Here is a 14289-nt window from a genome sequence, read left to right as displayed (position 1 = left end):
CAATCTCATGAAATAATACTCCTGAGATTGCTTCGTTAAAACTTACAGTTTTTCCTCGCAATGACAACTTGAGATAACAATATTTTAGCTATGATACTCTATCATATTAGTATTAATAGCACCGGCAAGTTCTGCGGTATCGCCGTAGATATTATCAGCGATAAGAGAAACTATACCTGCTGTTCCTTCTACTAAACCTTCCAGGGTTTCACAAACCACATATCCTGCAGCAACCCCTGCTTTTATTGTGTCTTTTACACATCCGATAGAATCGGACGGCGAAATTGCAATTGCTCCTAAGGTAAAAGCACCGATAAGAGCCGGAGGATTGTAATAAGCAAAAGTTGCAAGACTTGCTACAGCTGCTTGAGCAAATGTAGATATAAAAGAATAATTAGTGTTCACATCAGAAATAACATTTTGAATAGAACATAGAGCACTCGCACCATTTTCTATCACATTAATAGCATGTTCTGTTGCTGAGGTAGCATACATTGTGAAATCTGCTGCAGCTTTGGTAGCATTTTGAAAATGAATTGTAGCACTATCAAAATAACTAGATGTTTTTTTTGAGGTTTGTGGCCCCGTATAGATTTTTGTCATGATTTTTCCCCTTAAAATTAAATCGTGACGCAATTATAACTTAAATATTAGACCATGTCAATGGATATTATTAATAAATAATTAAAAAGTTAATAATTACTTTATAGATAGTCTCTCAAATAACTCATTATCTTTTGTAGGCATTGGATTAGCTGAAGTTAAAAGCTTTTCTCCGTAGAATATTGAATTAATGCCTGCCATAATACATAAAGCTTGCAATTCATCAGACATTTGTTCCCTACCTGCCGACAAACGAATATATGATTTTGGAATCATTATTCTTGCTAAAGCTATTACTCGAACAAAATCAAAAGGATCAATATCTTCTACATTTTCTAGCGGAGTGCCTGGAATTTTTATTAGCTTATTGATAGTTACCGATTCAGCAGGTTCTTCAAGATTGGCAAGAGTTAAGATCATATTAATACGATCATCATTTGTTTCTCCCATTCCTAAAATACCGCCGCAGCATACTTTCATACCGGAAGCTCGAACATATTGCAAAGTATCTAGCCTATCCTGAAAAGTGCGAGTGGTAATAATTTTATCGTAAAACTCTTTGGAAGTGTCAATATTATGATTATAAAAATCAAGCCCTGCTTTTTTAAGCGTAACTGCTTGATGCTCTTTTAATAAACCAAGCGTAACGCAAGTTTCTAAACCTAATTTTTTGACCTCCTTAATCATCTCACAAACCAACTTTAAGTCCTCATCACGTGGACCACGCCACGCAGCCCCCATACAAAAGCGGGTGCTACCAGCTGCTTTAGCACGTTTTGCTGCCGTAATTACTTCCTCAATTTGTATCAAAGGTTCTTTTTCTACATAAGTTTTATAATGAGCAGATTGAGGACAGAATTTACAATTTTCAGGACAACTTCCTGTTTTAATACTTAAAAGGCTGCTGATTTGGATCTTACTTGGATCAAAATTAGCACGATGCACTGTTTGAGCTTGATAGATCAGCTCCATAAACGGAAGGCTAAAGATTTCTTTAGCCTCGTCAAAAATCCATTTTTTCATTTCTAAAAATTACTTTCGTTTTAGGTTCTTAACGTAGGAAAATAAAGAAGAAAAAACAAAAAGTTTAGCAAGACCGCTGGGAATGAAAATTATAAATCCGCTATAAATTGCTTGTTTTAAACCTATCATACTTGCAAGCCAACTAACGCCGAATAGATAAAATATAGTATGACCGATAATACAAATTATGGTAACGTTTACAAAATTCTTAGGTAACTTATCATTTAAAGTGCTCATAACAGGAGTTCCGATTAAGAAGCCGAGATAATAACCACCTGCTGCTCCTAGAAAATAATTTATCCCGCTAGAAAATTTACAGAATACCGGCAAGCCCATTACACCTACAAAAATGAAAGTTAGCATAGTTAGAAAACTAAGACGTGGACTATAAGTAAAAGCTATAATACAAAGTATTACGCTATGCATCGTAATTGCTACCGGTTTTATAGGAATGCTTATTTGGGACGAAGCAAAAATAGCCACTACTCCCATAATTATTTTAACAATATCTAGAGCGTAAGAATTTGTATTTAAATGTTCTACAACTCTATTCGGATATAATACTTTTAATAGAGAATTCATGATATACCTCATTATTTAGTTTATATTTTATTTTTGGATAATATAAAGAAATAAAAAAAAAGAAAAGAGATATTTTACAACATGAATTTTCTATTACTGATTATTAATTACTTTATTACAAAAAATCTAAAAACCAAAAAACTTTTTGATTTTTAGCTTATCTTCTTTAGACAAATTAGGCTTGAATCTGTATATATCTTTTTTATTAGCACTTTCAGGTCTAAATTTAAACGCACCTTTAGTTGTTTTGATTGTAACTATCTGATCAGGAGAACCCCATTTAGGAAAATCATATTTTATAACTATGTCCCCGTTTCTAAGTCCGGATTTATAAGCGTTACTATTTTCATCAATATTTTTTATTGTATAATTATTTATTAAAGCATCTTTATCAAAACCACGGTCATATGCCCCCATTTTTATTTTCTCAATCGGCAACACTTTAACAATATCAGCTAAATCTATAGTTTTACCTTGTTCTATATATTCATTTATCTCTTTATCTATCCCTTTTGGAACATAATTTCTAACTATTTTTTTAAAATAATCTGTAGAAAATTCTTGTTCTTTTGAGGTTTTAAACAAATCAAGCATAACATTATCCAGCGATTTACTCTTATTATTCTCTTTAATGAAATTGTCCAAATAAAGTGCAAAAACAAACCCACGATAATACGGTAATTTCTCTACGGCATAATCTTTCCAATAATCCTCTTTAATACTGCTGTTAGGCTCATTTATTACCGGTGATAAATAATAATCCTGAAAGAATTGGTTGAATTCTTCTATAAATTCCTCAAGCATTATAACCTTGGCACGTAAGGCTAAAACCCTACTATAATAATCGGTAAACCCTTCACTCCACCAATAATTTAATCCTTCTAAATTATTGCGTATTTTCTTCCCTGTCCAATTATGCAAATGTTCATGAGCAAGTAACGTTATATAATCCTGTTTGTCTAAACCTTGAGGAATAAAAGCGGTAAAACTATGGGTTAAGCCTGTACCGCTCATATGTCTTGGCTGATCGCCTTCAATCAAACTTATTAGATAATAAGGAAAATCATTATCATGAAAAAATGCTCTCTGTCCCTTGATAATTTTATTTATATAGGAGGATATTTCTCGGTCTTTAAGATCAAATTGACCGTGCAGAGAAAGATATACTGGATTTTTTTGATCGACAATTTTGTAAATACGTAAATCACCTGCTGCATAAACGGCACTATATAATTCAATCGGCGTAACTTTAAATTTCACGCTTTTGCCAAGACCATAATCTGATATTGTTTTCCAGCTATCAGGAATATTATTCCATTCAATATTAAACTCAATTTTATCCTTATCATTGATATCTGCGGGTAAAGTAAAAAGTCCGTATCCTGGTGAGTGGATCAAATTTGACCTAATTATAGTTCCATGAATATCCGAAGGATTACCGGCTTCTTGGTATATTTCGTAGCTTAAACGGATAATATTGATTCTTCCCGTATTTAAAACAGCTGGGTTCCCCTCTTGATTTTTAAGGTGTAATTTTCCAATCGGATATTCAAGTTTAACATTTTTGATTTGCTTGTAATATGTAGCATTTGCCCAAGCATAGGGTAAATCTAAAACAATCTCGCCGTCCATATCCCCGATTATTTCAGTTTCAACTTTAATAGCCGAAACAGGTGCATTAGATAAGGGGCTTATTTTGTAATTTATTTGCCGATAAGTGTTTGCAAATACTAGATTCGGAATTACAATTACAAATATTATCAAAAAATTTTTTAGAAAGTGCATTTTTAAAACTCATGGATTTTAGTTTCTCATTTTTCATCCCGTGATTTATTCAGGCTTGTTGCATGGCTCGGAAAATGCGTTTTATGTCATTCCCGCGGAGGCGGGAATGACATAAAATAAAAACTGTCCGGTACTATACGGTATGACACCCAGCAAGTTTCTCAAGCCATACAACAACGCCAATACCCGCTCACAATGACGATATCTATATAGGTATGTATTATTTAATTATTACTTTCTGTCATTAATTCATAAGCTTCATCATCTTCAAGCCATTTAGCGTTTTCTATTAAATATGATTCTTGAAATTCGGCGAGTTTTTTATCAGGTTCACCTATTAAATTTTTAAGCCCGTCAAATAAAATACCTAAAAAACCGATTTTATTCTTTTTACAATAATCTCTAACATCTTCCGCATGTTTTCCACGATCATCAACAAATACAATAAAACTAACATTTAAATCTTTAGAAAATTTTGATAAAGTACCGCTTTTTGAATGATTACCTGTTATGAATATACCTTTATAAAAAATAGCATCATCATTTTGTCCTGAATTATAAATTGCTAATTTTTCATTATCCGAAAACTCTATACCTAGCTCTTTTAGTTCTTTATATCGCCAATCTTGCATTGAAGGAATATTGCCGAATTTTCCCGTATTCATTTGCGTAAGAACATAAACAGGAAACTTTGCCTTAAGCTTGTTTATAACTTCTGCCCACTCTTCATCAATTAATATTGCCTTTCGTTGCAGTCGCCAATTACTAACAATTTCTTCATAATTATCATAATTACTTTTATTTTCCTTAATCCTATCAATCATTTGATTATAAGGTGGCTTCTTAAAAGTTTTTGATTTAGGAGTTATAACAGTATCGTCAACATCAAGGAATATAGATGTACCAATAGGAACATTTTTTATTATTAAATCATAAACTTTTGCAGCACTATCGGCAGTTTCAAAATCTTTCATATATACTCGCCCACTTGAAAAATTGGCAACAATGTCTTTGTAAGACCTCGGATGCTGAACGTTTATTATACGCTCCGCTCCTTGGCTTACAGACCGATTACTCTTTTCCAAGTTGAACTTCGTATAATAAACTCTTCATTTCACAGTAGTATACTGCCCTATATTACTAAAATCAATCCCCAGTTCTTCAGCCAAAATAGCCATTAGCTCAAGTCCAGTTTTGTTTTTCCATTTTCCTTGTTCATAAAAAAAATGATAAGGACCGCTAACCGGCGACGATAACCAAATTTCTTTAGCTGCACTTTGTTTATTTATTACATACACACCTTTATCAGTATCAAGATTTAGTATATCACCTTGTAAATCTACGTCTATACTTGCTTCTTTATCTTGCTCTTCTATCTTGTCTGCTATATATGCAATTGTTGTTTCGGCTATTTTACTAAATTCACTATTATTCATGATAACATCCGTTAAATGGATAAAAATATACGAAGATCAACTTCAAAAAGAGCAAGGAGTCTATAAGGCGAGGAACGCAACGTATACTTAATACGTGAGTACCGCAGATCTTATAAGACGACGTAGCCAATTTTTGAAGTTCATCGAGTAGATGGTGTTTCAGGGTCAATTTCCGGCTCAGGTACTCTAATCAAACTTTTTCTATAAGTTTCAACAAATCTATTATGATCATTAAGATTGTTAGAAAAATTATGTCCGCCTTTACCGTCAACCACAAAAAATAAGGCATCCGTTTTAGCGGGTTTTACCACTGCTTCTAAAGATTTTAACGACGGACAAGAAATCGGACCGGGCGGTAAACCTTTTATATAATAAGTATTATACGGCAGTTCTTGCAATAAATCTTTTTTTGTTAAAGCTCTTGCTAATTTAAATTTTCCCTCAGTCAAAGCATATATAGTAGTCGGATCAGCTTGTAGCTTCATATTTTTCTTTAAACGATTAATGAATACTGCTGCTATAATAGGCTTTTCTGCATTTGAGCCGGCTTCTTTTTCAATTATCGAAGCTAGAGTTAATACCTCAAGTCTAGTTTTTAACGGAGAATCCGATGAAAGATTTTGCATTACCTTATCTAAATTAGCAGACATTAAATTTCTCATTTGCTCGATTATCTGCTCTTTTTGATCACCGTAAGAAAAAAAATACGTGGAAGGCATTAAAAAACCTTCCGGTATTATACCCTTTATTTCTCCAAGTAATCGACTTTCTTCATTAATTTTCTTTATAACCTCACTAACTACCGTACCTTCCGGGACAATTATCTTGTGTATTATAGATTTACCGCTTGCTAATATTCTTAAAGTTTGCAGAGGCGATATATTACGAGTAAACACATATTCACCGCTTTTAAGAGGTCTTTTTATAGAATAAATTTTAGCAATTACCTTAAAAATTCTCGGATATTTGATTACTTCATTAGAATAAAGTTTTGTAACTATTTGATTTACGGATAATTTAGGTTCAATAATTATCGTTTTATTTTGAGTAAGATTACCCGGCACAAAAATATAAAATATACTAAAATTTAGCAAAGTAATAAATATAGTTAGAGATACTATAACTAAAAAAAGTTTAGTTTTTAATAGGTTTTTTAACATAATAACTATTATTTTTATAAGACTTAGAAATATTGATAAAAAATATTACCACGAAATATGGTTTTTTCTTGACATTTGAAATAACATATAGTAAAACTAACTTAAAGTTTGGTTGAAGTTAAATATTTGCTGAATTTAAATTATATAGTTTTTGCTAAATAAATCAATAGTTTTAATATTTAGTAATTAAAATATTAAAATTAGATGACTAACAAGCAACAAATTAATAACGTAAACCAATTTACTATAACAATAGTATACTCCTGTAAAATGAAAAGTTAGAATTTTTATTACAAACAAAAAATATAAATCTTTATTCATAGTTCATATTACTATACCGGCGTTAATACTGATCTTATAATGGGCATTATATATTATGATACAAGATCACAATACCGATCTAAAACACGAAGAACATACTGAAAGGTTAAAAGCTTTACAAAATAAGTTAGGAAACTTATCCGGTTTCTTGACAACAATGCGTTCTGATAACAATGAGGAATACAAAAAAATTTCCAATGATTTAGAAATTTTAATGAAACAAATTAATACTATAAGAAAAAATATGGAAATATATTTTGTTATTATATTAATATTAATGTTTATTATAATTCAGAAAATGTTGTGGACCACCGGTTTAAGTACTAATCTTTCTCTTTTAACAACTTTATTTTAGGTTCTAAGAACTCCTGTTTAATAATTTCTGCAGCTATATAAGAAGGTATAGCATCATCTCGATCACTTGATACAAGCGAATTTTCCAAGCTAATCCTGTGCTCACGTACTTCTGTATGCTTAGCTAGCGTGCCTTTAAATTCATCGTGTCTAAAACTTTCTGAATTTAGCTGTAATCGGTTTGATTTAAATCCTAATTGCTGCAAAACTTTTTGACTTTCTATTACCTGCTCATAAGCTTTTTTAGAATTAAATAACAACTCTTGAAGCTTATTACTAATAAGACTAGCTCGGCAATTAAATTGGATAAATTCCGGAATTATTTCTTTATCAGCTATAATATTTATCAACGTAACATATTTTATTTTTATCAATAGCCTGATAATAAAAAAGCTTATAAGATTAACTTTATAAGCTACAATCATAGGAGTACCGGAAGCTGCTATCTCTAAAGTATTAGTACCGGATTTTGCTAAAGCTGCATCCGCAACAGCATAAGTTTTAAGTCTTTCACTTGAAAATAAATAATTAAACTTAACATCTTCTAAAAACGGCTTTATTATTGCCTCATGAGCAGGATTTGCAAGAGTAAATATAACTTTAAGATTATTACAACTCTTGAATATTTCTTCAATAGAAGAAATAAAAACCGGTAAATGCTTTAGAATCTCTCCTTTTCTGCTTCCAAGAGTAACACATAAAACTCTCTCATTCTCATCTATTTTAAACTCTTCACGTAAAGCTATTTTATCCCTATAAAACTCCTGCTCCATAATCGGATGACCTATAAATCTACAGTCAAGACCGACTTTAGTAAAATATGGAGGTTCAAACGGTAGTAAAGCAAATAAACAATCATAAATTTTAGCGTATTTTACTGCTCTACCCTCTTTATATGCCCAAACTGACGGTGCAACGATATGAATCATTTTCAGCTTTGGTAAAAGTTTTCTTACTCGCTTTGCCACACGATAAGTAAACCCTGGTGAATCTATGGTAATTAATAAATCAGCTTTACTATTTATTATATCCTTCACAGTTTTATCAATTAATTTTTTAAGCTTAAAAATATGAGGCAAAATTTCTACGAAACCCATTAAATTTATGGCAGTAATAGGAAATAAGCTTTCAAAGCTACCGGCTTCCTCCATACATTTACCGCCAACACCGACAACCTGTATACTCGATGAACCCTCAAAATTGGCTGCGTCGTCTTTATAAGCCCTCAGATTATTTTTTAAATGCTGAATTATACGACCACCGATAAAATCGCCTGACACCTCACCGGCTATAAAGTAAATTTTTGTCATTGAAGATAGTTATTTTTTAAGGTTCTCAATTTCTGCTTTTAATTGCTCTATTTCTTTTATAGATAATTCAGTAATTTCATGTATTTCTTCTATCGAGTTTTTTTTAATCAACATCTTTTTTGCTATTTTTATACTTTTTCTAACCTCACCGTCTTTTATACCTTTTTCTTCAGCAGAAACTATATAATCACGTTCTTTAAAGCTCTTATTCATGTATGCACGATAAATTATCTGCTCTTTAGGGGTCATCTTAAGTATATTAAGTCGATTTGCGATCTTTTTCATATATGGAGATTTAAAATCTTTCTTAACTTCAGAATGTTTTACTACATATAGCCATTCATCCAATTCATCTCTTATAACATCATTAAATAATGGTACTGATATTACAAAATATTCTGGAAATACATTACATAAATCAAATATTTTACCTCTCATATCTCCCAAAGAAAATTTCATAGGGTGTTTTTTATCAACTTCTCTAAAAATAGTCTTACCGTGATATAAAGGTGCTTTCATATCAGCAAAAGGAAAATATAATAAATTAATATGAAATATTTTTTTAATTGTGGAGTAATCATCATTTTTTGAAATACTATCTACTATTAATCTACTACTATTAAAGCAAGCTTTATGCAAAAAAAGATTTGTATAGGATTTATCTATTTCTACTATATATTTATGCCCTTCCTCATCTTCCACAATTACATCGGCTACACTAGATTTTAAGCTATCATTTTCTTTATTACTGCCACTTTCTAATAGGGCTTTTATTTTAACGGGACTATAAACCGGCATCTTTGAGTATTGCCGAGATAAATCCTTCAACTATCTCATAATCGCCTTTATCTTTAAGCAAATATTTTATAGCGTAATCAAAACTTATTATAGTACTCATATCTTTTTTCCTTATGAAGACCGTATACGAAGATCAACTTTAAAAAGAGCAAGGAGTTCAAAGCCCTCGGAGCGGAGCGTATACTTAATACGTGAGTACCACAGATCTTGTAGAACATTGTCACCAATTTTTAAAGTTCTATCTACGTATACGTATTGTTAAATTCCATTTTACGATAGCTTAAAGCTTCAGCAATATGAATTTTCAAGACCTTATCAACATTCTCAAGATCGGCAATCGTGCACGCTACTCTAAGTATTCGGTTATAAGCACGCATTGATAAACGAAATTTATTTGCTGCTTCATTCAGTAAATCCCTACCTTCATCCGCAGGCATAGCGTAATCTATTAATAACTGCCCGTCTAATCTGTTATTTGTTTTAATACTATAGCCCTCATATCTCTTTTCTTGAATCAAACGTACTTTCTCGACTCTTGCAGCTATATCTTCAGATTTTTCCTCAGAATTATCTGTAATAAAGTCATAATTATAAATATTAATATTTGATACTTCTATATGCAAATCAAATCTATCCATAATAGGTCCTGAAACTTTCATTTGATAATCGCTAGCACATTTAGGGGCTTTCATACATTCTTTATAAGGATCACCCAAATAACCGCATTTACAAGGATTCATAGCTGCTATTAACTGAAAATTCGCCGGATATTTTATATGAGCACTTGATCTTGAAATCAATATTTCACCATTTTCAATAGGTTGTCTTAAGGAATCAATAACATTATTTGGGAATTCAGGTAATTCGTCTAAAAATAATACGCCGTTATGAGCAAGCGTAATTTCACCCGGCTTTACTTTTTTTCCTACACCCCCACCGACCATAGCAGCAAGCGAGCATGAATGATGCGGAGTTCTGAACGGTCTTACTTTTGTAAGCTTACCATCTGAAAATTTTCCAGCGATACTTGTAATCGTGCTGCATTCTAAAATTTCTTTTGTAGACATTTTAGGTAGTATACCGGGAAGACATGCAGCAAGCCTTGATTTACCGGTTCCGGGAGGACCGAACATTAAAAGGTTATGCCCTCCTGATGCTGCAATTTCTAAAGCTCGTTTAGCAATTTTTTGACCTTTTATATCTTTAAAATCGGGATAATTTATTGGCTCATCTTGCAATTTAGCTTCCGGAGAAGTTAAAACTTGTGAACCTTTAAAATGATTTACTAGTTCAATTAAATTACCTGCAACAAGTATATTATCATTACCCGACCAAGCAACTTCTGAACTATTTTTACTTGAACAAATAAGTCCTTTACCTCTAGCAGAAGCCCCAATCGCTGCAGGTAGAGCTCCGCTTACCGGTAAAATTGAACCATCTAATGATAACTCTCCTATTATTAAATATTCCGCAATTTCAAGTTCAGGTAAAATATTCATTGCGGTAAGTATTGAACAAGCAATCGCAAGATCAAAATGGCTTCCTTCTTTTACTAAATCTGCCGGAGCTAAATTTATTAAAATCTTTTTAGTAGGTAGTGCAAGCCCTATAGAAGATAACGCTGCTTTAACTCGTTCTTTTGATTCAGCTATAGTTTTATCGGCAAGCCCTACTATAGTAAAAGCAGGGATACCTGGTGATATTTGTACCTGCACGTCAACATCAATAATATCAATTCCATTAAACGTTAGACTTGCTATATGAATTATCATGAAATTTTTCTTCAAATGCTATTTTGTGAGGTAAGTATTGTTACACTCAAATCGTCATTGCGAGCAGCCATAGGCGTTGTTGCATGGCTCGGAAAACCTGCTGAGTGTCATACCGTGGCTTGTCCACGGTATCCAGTAAAACAACTAAAAATACTAATATTATTAGTATTTTTAAATGGATCCCGTGAATAAATCACGGGATGACAACAAAAAAACCGAGCCATGCAACAACGCCGCAGCCATAGGATGCGTGGCAATCTCATGAAATAATAACAAACTCCTGAGATTGCTTCGTCAAATTACTTTGTAATTTTCCTCGCAATGACGAAAAATAACAATCTTACCTCAACCATTAATCGAAAAAGCATACTATAGAACAAACTTAGCTAAGTCAAGATTAGTTATTATTTTTGATAATTGATTTTCTACGAATTTATCATCGATAGTTATTTTTTTGCTTTTCATTTCACTAGCCTCAAAGCTTATATCCTCAAGCAAATTCTCAAGTATAGTATGCAGCCTTCTAGCCCCTATATCTTCGACTTCTAAATTAACGGTGATCGCATAATCCGCTATCTTCTCAATAGCAGAAGCAGCAAATTCAAGATGTACGTCTTCAGTACCTATTAACGCCGAATATTGCTTTATTAAACTAGTTTCAGGCTCAAGCAATATTTTAACCATATCATCTTTGGTGAGTGAATTTAATTCCACTCTAATCGGTAACCTTCCTTGTAACTCCGGTAATAAATCAGAAGGTTTAGCAATATGGAAAGCACCTGAAGCAATAAATAATATATGATCGGTTTTAACCGGTCCATATTTAGTATTAACCGTTGTTCCTTCTATCAAAGGTAGCAAATCTCTTTGCACTCCCTCTCTACTTATTTCAGCATTTTTTGCTCCGGAACTACCGGTCGAAGCTATTTTATCAATTTCGTCAATAAAAACTATCCCGTCATTTTCAGCTAAATTTATAGCTTGCTGAATAATTTTTTCTTGGTCTATTAATTTTTCTGATTCCTCAGGTATAATAATAGCCATAGCATCTTTAACTAGCATTTTTTTTGTTTTAGTCTTACTGCTACCAAGGGCACGTCCAATCATATCGCCAAGATTAAGAACGCCCATAGATGCTCCTGGCATGCCCGGTATTTCAAAACTTCCACCACCGACAGGTGTAGTATCAGCTACGCTAATTTCGATTTCCGTATCATCAAGTTCGCCGTTTAAAATTTTTTCTTTGAACTTTTCTCTAGTCTCACTACTAGAAGTTTTACCTACTAAACTATCTAATATTCTCTCTATCGCTTTTTCACGTGCATTAATATCTACTTCCGTTTTTGCTAAAGTTTTTTCAGTATTAACGGCTATTTCGACTAAATCACGAATTATTGATTCTACATCACGCCCTACATATCCGACTTCGGTAAATTTAGTTGCTTCAATTTTATAGAAAGGAGAATTAGTCAGCTTTGCAAGGCGTCTTGCTATTTCCGTTTTTCCGACACCGGTTGAACCGATCATTAAAATATTTTTCGGTACTATTTCATTACGTAAATTACCTTCTACTCTTTTACGACGACAGCGATTTCTAAGTGCAATAGCAACGGCTTTTTTGGCCTTTTCTTGACCTACGATAAATCTATTAAGTTCATTAACTATTTGAGAAGGGGTAAGCCCCATAGGGTCTTTTTTATAAGTAGTTTTAGTAGCTTTCATACAACTTTTTCCATTATAATATTATGATTAGAAAATACACACAAATCTGCAGCTATATTCATAGATTTTAAAGCAATTTCTTCAGCAGTTAAATTATTCTCGTAAGACATAAGAGCACGAGCGGCAGATAGGGCAAATAAACCGCCTGAACCTATTGCTGCAACATTATTTTCAGGCTCTACGACATCACCGTTACCGGTTAAAATTAATATATGACTACGATCGGCAACAATCATCATTGCTTCCAAACGTCTCAAATATTTATCGCTACGCCAATCTTTTGCAAGCTCAACTGCACTTCTAAGTAGATTATGCTTATGTTGTTCTATCTTTACTTCAAGTTTTTCAAATAACGCAAGACCATCAGCCGTAGAACCCGCAAAACCTGCAATAATTTTATTATTTGCTATAGTCCGAAGTTTTCGTGCTGTAGATTTTAGTACAGTATTACCATGCGAGACTTGTCCATCTGCTGCTATAATTATTTCTTCGTTCTTTTTTAAACAAAGTATTGTTGTGCCATGTAAGGCTAAATTATCTGACATAATATAAAATTTATTGATATTAAGTTGTTAATTAGGTACTATATAGTATTGAATTACTCCTAAATAAAATGAAGAGTTATTCGACACAGCTTCAAAAAGAGCTAGGAGTTCAAAGTCCTCGGAACGGAAGCCGTTACTTAATATAGTTCGTACCACAGCTCTTGTAGAACATTGTCACCAATTTTTGAAGTTCTATCTTAGTATATACTCAAATGATTTCAAGAATTGAATTTGTTATCAAATGGTGAACGCACGCAGCTTATACTTAATAAGTGAGTACGTGAATCCATGAAGATAACCAAAGAGCAATTCTTGAAAGCAGCAGAGTATACTTGACTAATCAGGTTTAATTAATTATTGTCCCTTGAATTTTCAAGGCTTAAACTTAAATAATGAATATATACGCAATATACATTAACTCCACACAAAAAAATAATAATTTTATTGTTATTGAAGAAGGCTTTTCATGGATAGCTGCTCTTTTAAGTATATTTTGGGCATTATACCATAAAATGTGGTTAGTTGTTGCTATTGCCGTAATAGCGAATATAATCGTTACAGCGATTAATATCGAAGAGTTAAAGTTTATATTTAAGATAGTCTTAATATTAAGCTTCGGCTTTTTTGCTTCAGATATTAGAGAAAATTATTTAAAAAGAAATAATTACCGACTAGAAGATATAATAATTGCCAACTCTAGCATTGAAGCTGAATTGAAATTTTTGGAGCGTTCGATTGTCATGCCGTGACTTGATCACGGCATCCAGAAAAGAAATAAAAATACTAATATTATTAGTATTTTTAACTGGACCCCGTGGTCAAGCCACGGGGTGACACAGCGGATTTTACCGGTCCATGCGGGAATGACATAAAGTGCG

The 14289-nt window shown here is 32.5% G+C and carries 14 protein-coding genes; 2 read left to right on the top strand and 12 right to left on the bottom strand.

Going from position 1 to position 14289, the window contains the following annotated elements; all coding sequences use genetic code 11:
- Window positions 1-84: 84 nt before the first annotated feature.
- The 7 genes from H6P87_RS02385 to mltG form a co-directional block, all read right to left on the bottom strand.
- Complete coding sequence (locus tag H6P87_RS02385; RefSeq protein WP_246438043.1) at window positions 85-603, bottom strand: hypothetical protein; 519 nt, start codon at window positions 601-603, stop codon at window positions 85-87.
- 96 nt (window positions 604-699) lie between these two features.
- Window positions 700-1626 (bottom strand): biotin synthase BioB, encoded by a 927-nt coding sequence (gene bioB / locus H6P87_RS02380; RefSeq protein WP_202069883.1) that lies wholly within the window; start codon window positions 1624-1626, stop codon window positions 700-702.
- 9 nt (window positions 1627-1635) lie between these two features.
- The gene (locus H6P87_RS02375; RefSeq protein ID WP_202069882.1) at window positions 1636-2220 is read right to left on the bottom strand and encodes a biotin transporter BioY; all 585 of its coding nucleotides are present in this window, start codon (window positions 2218-2220) and stop codon (window positions 1636-1638) included.
- A gap of 114 nt (window positions 2221-2334) precedes the next feature.
- The gene (locus H6P87_RS02370; RefSeq protein ID WP_246438041.1) at window positions 2335-3993 is read right to left on the bottom strand and encodes a M61 family metallopeptidase; all 1659 of its coding nucleotides are present in this window, start codon (window positions 3991-3993) and stop codon (window positions 2335-2337) included.
- 224 nt (window positions 3994-4217) lie between these two features.
- The gene (locus tag H6P87_RS02365) at window positions 4218-4967 is read right to left on the bottom strand and encodes a DUF2608 domain-containing protein (RefSeq protein ID WP_202070074.1); all 750 of its coding nucleotides are present in this window, start codon (window positions 4965-4967) and stop codon (window positions 4218-4220) included.
- A 135-nt stretch (window positions 4968-5102) separates the two neighbouring features.
- Window positions 5103-5429: an iron donor protein CyaY gene (cyaY, locus tag H6P87_RS02355; RefSeq protein WP_202069881.1), complete on the bottom strand. Its 327-nt coding sequence runs from the start codon at window positions 5427-5429 to the stop codon at window positions 5103-5105.
- 140 nt (window positions 5430-5569) lie between these two features.
- Window positions 5570-6589, bottom strand: coding sequence for an endolytic transglycosylase MltG (gene mltG, locus H6P87_RS02350; protein ID WP_202069880.1), 1020 nt, complete (start codon window positions 6587-6589; stop codon window positions 5570-5572).
- A gap of 376 nt (window positions 6590-6965) precedes the next feature.
- Between mltG and H6P87_RS02345 the strand changes: the two genes are divergently transcribed.
- A complete protein-coding gene (locus H6P87_RS02345; RefSeq protein WP_202069879.1) occupies window positions 6966-7265 on the top strand; it encodes a hypothetical protein in 300 nt (99 codons plus the stop codon).
- Here H6P87_RS02345 and lpxB read toward each other — a convergent pair.
- The 5 genes from lpxB to hslV form a co-directional block, all read right to left on the bottom strand.
- A complete protein-coding gene (gene lpxB, locus H6P87_RS02340) occupies window positions 7234-8574 on the bottom strand; it encodes a lipid-A-disaccharide synthase (RefSeq protein ID WP_202069878.1) in 1341 nt (446 codons plus the stop codon). The two genes, H6P87_RS02345 and lpxB, sit on opposite strands and share 32 nt — an antisense overlap.
- A gap of 9 nt (window positions 8575-8583) precedes the next feature.
- Window positions 8584-9372, bottom strand: coding sequence for an Rpn family recombination-promoting nuclease/putative transposase (locus H6P87_RS02335; RefSeq protein ID WP_246438038.1), 789 nt, complete (start codon window positions 9370-9372; stop codon window positions 8584-8586).
- A gap of 242 nt (window positions 9373-9614) precedes the next feature.
- Complete coding sequence (locus H6P87_RS02330) at window positions 9615-11144, bottom strand: YifB family Mg chelatase-like AAA ATPase (protein ID WP_202069877.1); 1530 nt, start codon at window positions 11142-11144, stop codon at window positions 9615-9617.
- 369 nt (window positions 11145-11513) lie between these two features.
- Window positions 11514-12866: an ATP-dependent protease ATPase subunit HslU gene (hslU, locus tag H6P87_RS02325; RefSeq protein WP_202069876.1), complete on the bottom strand. Its 1353-nt coding sequence runs from the start codon at window positions 12864-12866 to the stop codon at window positions 11514-11516.
- On the bottom strand, window positions 12863-13411 hold the full coding sequence (gene hslV, locus H6P87_RS02320; protein WP_032139554.1) for an ATP-dependent protease subunit HslV: 549 nt from the start codon (window positions 13409-13411) through the stop codon (window positions 12863-12865). The genes hslU and hslV overlap by 4 nt, the downstream gene beginning before the upstream one ends.
- A gap of 392 nt (window positions 13412-13803) precedes the next feature.
- Between hslV and H6P87_RS02315 the strand changes: the two genes are divergently transcribed.
- Window positions 13804-14160 carry a DUF2628 domain-containing protein gene (locus H6P87_RS02315; protein WP_202069875.1) on the top strand — a complete coding sequence of 119 codons (357 nt, stop codon included), beginning with the start codon at window positions 13804-13806 and terminating at the stop codon, window positions 14158-14160.
- Window positions 14161-14289: the final 129 nt, after the last annotated feature.

Origin of the sequence: Rickettsia tillamookensis, from assembly GCF_016743795.2 — a bacterium.
Lineage (GTDB): Bacteria > Pseudomonadota > Alphaproteobacteria > Rickettsiales > Rickettsiaceae > Rickettsia > Rickettsia tillamookensis.
The sequence above is the reverse complement of the archived record's forward strand: the minus strand, read 5'-3'. Positions and strand labels throughout refer to the sequence as shown.

What these genes read in the sequence shown, in the direction of transcription:
- cyaY (WP_202069881.1), bottom strand. Translation starts at nt 5,429, where the DNA reads ATGAATAATAGTGAATTTAGTAAAATAGCCGAAACAACAATTGCATAT.
- H6P87_RS02330 (WP_202069877.1), bottom strand. Translation starts at nt 11,144, where the DNA reads ATGATAATTCATATAGCAAGTCTAACGTTTAATGGAATTGATATTATT.
- H6P87_RS02370 (WP_246438041.1), bottom strand. Translation starts at nt 3,993, where the DNA reads ATGCACTTTCTAAAAAATTTTTTGATAATATTTGTAATTGTAATTCCG.
- hslV (WP_032139554.1), bottom strand. Translation starts at nt 13,411, where the DNA reads ATGTCAGATAATTTAGCCTTACATGGCACAACAATACTTTGTTTAAAA.
- H6P87_RS02335 (WP_246438038.1), bottom strand. Translation starts at nt 9,372, where the DNA reads ATGCCGGTTTATAGTCCCGTTAAAATAAAAGCCCTATTAGAAAGTGGC.
- lpxB (WP_202069878.1), bottom strand. Translation starts at nt 8,574, where the DNA reads ATGACAAAAATTTACTTTATAGCCGGTGAGGTGTCAGGCGATTTTATC.
- mltG (WP_202069880.1), bottom strand. Translation starts at nt 6,589, where the DNA reads ATGTTAAAAAACCTATTAAAAACTAAACTTTTTTTAGTTATAGTATCT.
- hslU (WP_202069876.1), bottom strand. Translation starts at nt 12,866, where the DNA reads ATGAAAGCTACTAAAACTACTTATAAAAAAGACCCTATGGGGCTTACC.
- H6P87_RS02365 (WP_202070074.1), bottom strand. Translation starts at nt 4,967, where the DNA reads ATGAAAGATTTTGAAACTGCCGATAGTGCTGCAAAAGTTTATGATTTA.
- H6P87_RS02385 (WP_246438043.1), bottom strand. Translation starts at nt 603, where the DNA reads ATGACAAAAATCTATACGGGGCCACAAACCTCAAAAAAAACATCTAGT.
- H6P87_RS02315 (WP_202069875.1), top strand. Translation starts at nt 13,804, where the DNA reads ATGAATATATACGCAATATACATTAACTCCACACAAAAAAATAATAAT.
- H6P87_RS02345 (WP_202069879.1), top strand. Translation starts at nt 6,966, where the DNA reads ATGATACAAGATCACAATACCGATCTAAAACACGAAGAACATACTGAA.
- H6P87_RS02375 (WP_202069882.1), bottom strand. Translation starts at nt 2,220, where the DNA reads ATGAGGTATATCATGAATTCTCTATTAAAAGTATTATATCCGAATAGA.
- bioB (WP_202069883.1), bottom strand. Translation starts at nt 1,626, where the DNA reads ATGAAAAAATGGATTTTTGACGAGGCTAAAGAAATCTTTAGCCTTCCG.